This is a genomic window from Veillonella sp. CAG:933 (assembly GCF_000431435.1).
In the GTDB taxonomy this organism is placed as follows: domain Bacteria; phylum Bacillota; class Negativicutes; order Veillonellales; family Veillonellaceae; genus Veillonella_A.
In genome coordinates, this window is the sequence record NZ_HF986237.1 from 1 (window position 1) to 605 (window position 605).

Sequence of the window (605 nt, forward strand, 5' to 3'; positions counted from 1 at the left end):
ATATGATGAAAGGTGAACTTTCTTTATCAGAATTAAAAAAATTTTGTCAGGCAATAATAAATAATTAAAATTATGCTTAATCATGTGAACACAGTACTTATTGGTACTGAAGCACCTGCATCTTATACGACAGCAGATGCATTGACAGAAGGTCAGATCGCATTATTTGATCAAAATAGAGCAATTGTAAAAGATGCAGCTGGTGCTAAAGCTGCTAGTTCATTGTATATTGGTGTTTGCGAAGGCAAAGAAGATGTTTACAATGAAGCAGGTACAAAGTCAACTAAGTCAGTTATTCGCTTCTCAATGCCTATCATGAAAGGTTCTAAACCTCACATGGTATTTAGTGAATATGTAGCTGCAGCTGAAGATGAAATTGTAATCACAGCTACTAATGTTACTCCGGAAGTTGGTCATCGTTATGTATTACGTTTAGTATACAATGACATCTATGAGGCACCTGGGCAATTTACTCATACTTATGAAGTAATTGCAAAGAGTACCAATGCAACTGATTTGATTACAGCTTTCAAAAACAAAATCAACAAACACAAAGAAGCCAGAGTAGTAGCAACTAGTGATGCTGCTGTTCTTACATTGAATGC

The 605-nt window shown here is 35.2% G+C and carries 1 protein-coding gene; it reads left to right on the forward strand.

What is annotated here, in order from left to right:
- Positions 1-141 precede the first annotated feature (141 nt).
- Positions 142-605: hypothetical protein (locus tag QZL64_RS12430; RefSeq protein ID WP_296309648.1), on the forward strand; the 464-nt coding region annotated here is incomplete at its 3' end.